This is a genomic window from Aureimonas sp. AU4 (genome assembly GCF_001463765.1).
GTDB lineage: Bacteria > Pseudomonadota > Alphaproteobacteria > Rhizobiales > Rhizobiaceae > Aureimonas.
Genome location: NZ_BBWK01000110.1, coordinates 1 through 4,263, shown reverse-complemented (window position 1 = coordinate 4,263; position 4,263 = coordinate 1). Strand labels below are relative to the sequence as shown.

Below are 4,263 nucleotides of genomic sequence, written 5' to 3'. Positions count from 1 at the left end.
TGCACGGCGGGCATGGATGACAATCGATGGATCCGATAGCTGGACCCTGCAGACGGCCGGGTCGATCCGCTTCGTGGCACGCCTTCGACAGGCGCGCAATTGACGGTACCGTGCTTCAGCCGATCGCTCGGCACGCGACCATGATCAGGCCCGTGTCGATCGGTTGCGCACGGCGTGGCGAAACCAACGATTGAACCACATCTGTCCAGCGAGGGTCGGATCGGGACACGGCCACAGCACCTAGCGACCGGCTTTCGTTGCAGAGTGGAAGTCAGCGGGCTTGTTGGCGACCCACTTGACGAAACGTGCGACTACCTCGTTGTCGGTCAGCGGTGTTCCCGCTTCCGCACGACGGACCAGTTCGCTGGCCGTGAAGTTGGCATCAATGGTTTCCCGGCAGATGGGATGGACGGCGACGGTATCGCGACCGCCACGGCTCTTGGGTATTGGATGAAAGCGGTCCACTGTCTTTCCGAGCGGTCGCCCGCAAAGCCAGCACGGCTCGGCAGGTTTTGTCTCCGCAACGTCATTCGTGAGCCAATCCGCTTCTCGGTTTTTGCGTGCCAATTCAAATCCCCCGAAAGTCGGAAAGGCAGTGGCAGGCCGCAATGGCGCCATCAGCCTTAAAGCGACTGATGAGACGGTCAGAAGCCTTGGTCAAGCCAACGACCGCATCAAGGTGGCCCATGCCTCCCTAAAGCGGTCGCCTTGCGCCTAGTAGGGTCGGCCGTCCTTGTGCGTGAATTGCCACCCGGCGTCAGATCGAACGGCGACGAGGTCGTCCCGTGGATAGGTGACGCTGTCCCCTGCTTGCCGGTCTCCGACTTCGAGGTAGGTCGCGACCTCGCCCGAGCTGTTGACGAGGTGATGCGCGGTGCCGCCGTGGACGAACCCAGCGCACATGCCCGGCAGTAGCGTCGTCTCACCCCCGTCGTGGACAAGCGTGATCTCACCGGTGAGAACCATGACGAACTCATCTTGCACGGTATGACGGTGGTGAAGTGCCGACACCGCTCCCGGTGGAAGCGTGACATGGTTCACACCAAAGCTTTGCAGCGCGAACAGGTCACCGAGGGGACGCTTGATGCGTCCATCCATCAGCGACGCGAATGGCTCGGGGTAGTTAGATGGCTTGGTGCGCGCAGGAGCTTCGTCGGCCTGAACTGCGACAACCGCCAGCGTCTGGGACATAGCCACCCTCCGAACCCCCTACGTCCGGGCAAACAAGGTTCCCCTTCTGCCGGACCAGAACGTCCGCTGCCGTAGCATATCGCCCCGAAGCCGACAGTCCGTTTTCCACCCCGTCGAGCCGCTCGACCCTGCAGAAGCGGACGCTTGGAAGCGGCCCTTCCGCTCTCGACCCAACCCGGTCGCCCGAAATGCCGCCGAGGCTTCTCTGAAGCGGTTGTTCGCCACACCCCTGCCGACTTCTGATCGGGGCGGCAAGCTATTCCTCTCCCGTGGCATCAGATGTGTTGAGCAGAGGCTGGCGGCTGCATGAACTCGATCGTCGCGCCGTCAGGGCCAACAGCGTAGATCACCCTCGTTCCGGCCCGCGCACCGCTTGCGATCGGCTGCGGAATGCCCTGCGCCTTCCAGCCGAAGGCGGCGATCCGCGCAAGGAGCGCGTCGATGTCATCGACCACGAGGGCCAGTTGTGCAAAGCCCGGGTCGAACGGCTTGGCCGGCACGGTTGGCCGATCCAGACCCCGATATTCCAGGAGTTCGATCGTCTGATCCGCCAGCGAGACGATCGCCATGCGAACCTGTGTCCCATGCGCGCCCGTCACCTGACCGAGGAACTCGCCCCCCATCTCGCCGGTCCGCACAAGCTGCGCGCCGAGCCCATCAACCCAGAACCGAAGAGCCTCGTCGAGGAGGGCGACCGCGAAGCCGACATGATCGGCGCGACGCACGTGGATGCTCGTGTGTTCCGTCATGAAAAACGATCCTGCCGGCAAAGGGGTCAATCGCCTACAACGGGTCGTCGCCGGTCTTCTGGCTATGTCCCCTTCCATGCATTTGCCATTTGGAAGCGGACTAGCAGCAAACCAACCTGTCCTGCCTCGGGCGGCGATTGAACTGGCCGTTCGGAAGCGGTCGGTCCGCTCTCGACCCAACTCTCGCCTTCCAGACCGAGGGAATTCATTGCGGAAAGCGGACATGGAATCCGAGCGAAGGCCGGGGTGTAGCTGCACCTCCCCATGACGAACGCGACAAATACGAGTTGGGCTAATCGAGGACCGATGCATCGGCTATTTATCGAGCGCACTAGTCTTTTGCTAAATACCTACAAGCCGATTATGGCCTGTTAGCGATTGATCCAATCGAGGGCTGCGGCGAGGCAGAGGACGCCGAGAAAGCTGGCGACGGTCTTCTCGTAGCGGGTGGCGACGGCGCGCCACTCCTTCAGCCTGGCCCACAGGCGCTCGACCCGATTGCGGTTGTTGTAGATCCAGTCCGGGCAGGCGACGGGTGCCTCGTTGCGAAGCGGCGGAATGGCAGGCCGGGCGCTCGAGTCCCTGATGCGCTGGCGGAACGCATGGCTGGTGATGCCGCGGTCGGCCACGACCCATTTCGGGACGCCCGGCAGATGGGCCAAGAGCGCAGCGGCGTGCGGCAGTTCGTGGGCCTGTCCCGGGGCGAGGCGAAAGGCGATGGCGCGCCCGGCGCCGTCGGCTATCACGCAGGCCTTGGTGCCGTAGCCGCCACGAGATCGGCCAAGCGCTTCACGGCCGTCTCGCTCTTTTGCAGATCCCGTTTCGGCTGGCGCCAGCCGTTTTCTAATGCGTGCGGATGCGGGTCCTGTCCAGGAACACCATGCCGAGCCTGACGCCGCGCTCCTGGACCTGCACCAGCAGCCTCTCCCAGACGCCGAGCCGCGCCCACCGGATGAAGGTCTGCGCCGCCATCCACCAGGGCCCGAACTCGGTCGGCAGCGATCGCCACTTCGCCCCGTTCCGGTGACGCCAGAGGATCGCCTCGATGGTCCGTCGCAGGTGCGGGCTCGGAACCTTCGCATGCGGGCGGCAGGCCTCGATCAACGGTTCCAGATCAGACCACCGCTCGTCGCTCAACATCTGCACGCTTCTCCTCATCGGAAAAGGCAGCGACATGGAGTCGGCTTCAGGCGCTAAAAGACCCGGCATTGGATCGCCTGATCCCAAGTCGGCAGCGCCTTGAATGCGTACGTACGTGGCGCGGGGACCGGTTGAATTGATCCGAACGCTTCAAGCGCCGAGGGCTTCTCAAATGCTGCCAGCGCCGGAGAAGGGGCTGGCGGCGGGGTGGGCTCGACCGCCGTCACCACGGTCTGGGCCCGGCCCTGCTCGGGCGTCAGTGCGCCATCGGCGACGAACTGATCATGGATCACGCCTGCCGTCTTCGGACTGACATGTGAAGACCAAGCTGCCTCCGCCACCATGTCACCCGACAACAGGCTTTCCCGGACCGCTTCTCCGGCAGCCGACATCCCCACAAGGCGCCGCCCTGCCTAGTCGGGACCCACGCCGCGGATCCGACGATTGACGGTGCGCGCGATGACGCCCTTCCGGACGCCGAGCAGGTCGTCGATCCCGCTGTCTGTGAGACCGCGGTGGAGGCCGTCTGGGGCAATCCGGATGGTCGCGGTCTCGTGGATCACCATACTTTCCTGTCGTCCGATGGGAGGTGCAGGGTCAGTGGGATGTTGGCGTGCAGAGCCGGAAGGTCGTCCAGCTGGTCCAGCGCGTCCTCGACGATGCACGTTTTCTCTGCGGCGTCCAGCCCGTCCAGGTCTGAGACCAGCAGGCGGACCCAGCGAGGGGCTCGGTGGCTCCGGAGCGACCAGTGCATTTCGACCACCAGGACGGCGTCGGCACCGCGCAGGTCGGCGAGGGTGGGATCGAGAAGCCGGTCGGGGCTGGGGTGGCGTTGAGTGAAGAGCGGAGGTACGGGTTCATGCCGCCCTCTCAGCCGCATAGGCGTCGGCGACCGTCTAGAAGATGTGGCGCCGGTGCTCGGCGTGATCGGGATCGCCCTCGCGTGCCGGCAGATGTCCGCAAACGAGGAGGATGTCGCGCCCGATGTATACGTCGCCGTAGACCGCCTAGCCAACGACGTTGGACTTGACGAACCGCGTCTTAAGGACGTCGAACGGACGAAGGGTCTCTTCCTGTTCAGGTGTGTCGCAAACGGCCATCATGACCTCCTTGCGGGACGACCTCCTATCGCCGGATCAATCGTTCCGATCGGCTTAGGCGTTCGGTGTCCGGTACTGGCCGA

6 protein-coding genes and 1 pseudogene are annotated in these 4,263 nt (G+C 64.2%); 1 reads left to right on the top strand and 6 read right to left on the bottom strand.

Annotated features, from left to right (window positions below; translation table 11 throughout):
* Positions 1 to 240: 240 nt before the first annotated feature.
* The 6 genes and pseudogenes from AUL35_RS21870 to AUL35_RS22415 all read right to left on the bottom strand — a co-directional run bounded on the left by AUL35_RS21870 (position 241) and on the right by AUL35_RS22415 (position 3,646).
* Positions 241 to 465, bottom strand: coding sequence for an HNH endonuclease (locus tag AUL35_RS21870; protein ID WP_244493871.1), 225 nt, complete (start codon positions 463 to 465; stop codon positions 241 to 243).
* A gap of 249 nt (positions 466 to 714) precedes the next feature.
* Entirely contained in the window at positions 715 to 1,191 is a 477-nt protein-coding gene (locus AUL35_RS21255) for a cupin domain-containing protein (RefSeq protein ID WP_062018587.1), read from the bottom strand.
* 275 nt (positions 1,192 to 1,466) lie between these two features.
* The gene (locus AUL35_RS21250) at positions 1,467 to 1,940 is read right to left on the bottom strand and encodes a VOC family protein (protein WP_062018584.1); all 474 of its coding nucleotides are present in this window, start codon (positions 1,938 to 1,940) and stop codon (positions 1,467 to 1,469) included.
* Between the two features lie 371 nt (positions 1,941 to 2,311).
* Positions 2,312 to 3,080: pseudogene (locus AUL35_RS21865) on the bottom strand (IS5 family transposase).
* 53 nt (positions 3,081 to 3,133) lie between these two features.
* Complete coding sequence (locus AUL35_RS22420; RefSeq protein ID WP_156418152.1) at positions 3,134 to 3,373, bottom strand: hypothetical protein; 240 nt, start codon at positions 3,371 to 3,373, stop codon at positions 3,134 to 3,136.
* Between the two features lie 120 nt (positions 3,374 to 3,493).
* Entirely contained in the window at positions 3,494 to 3,646 is a 153-nt protein-coding gene (locus tag AUL35_RS22415) for a hypothetical protein (protein ID WP_156418151.1), read from the bottom strand.
* Between the two features lie 348 nt (positions 3,647 to 3,994).
* On the opposite strand from AUL35_RS22415, the gene AUL35_RS22800 reads away from it, so the two are divergent.
* Positions 3,995 to 4,263: hypothetical protein (locus tag AUL35_RS22800; RefSeq protein ID WP_210168694.1), on the top strand; the 269-nt coding region annotated here is incomplete at its 3' end.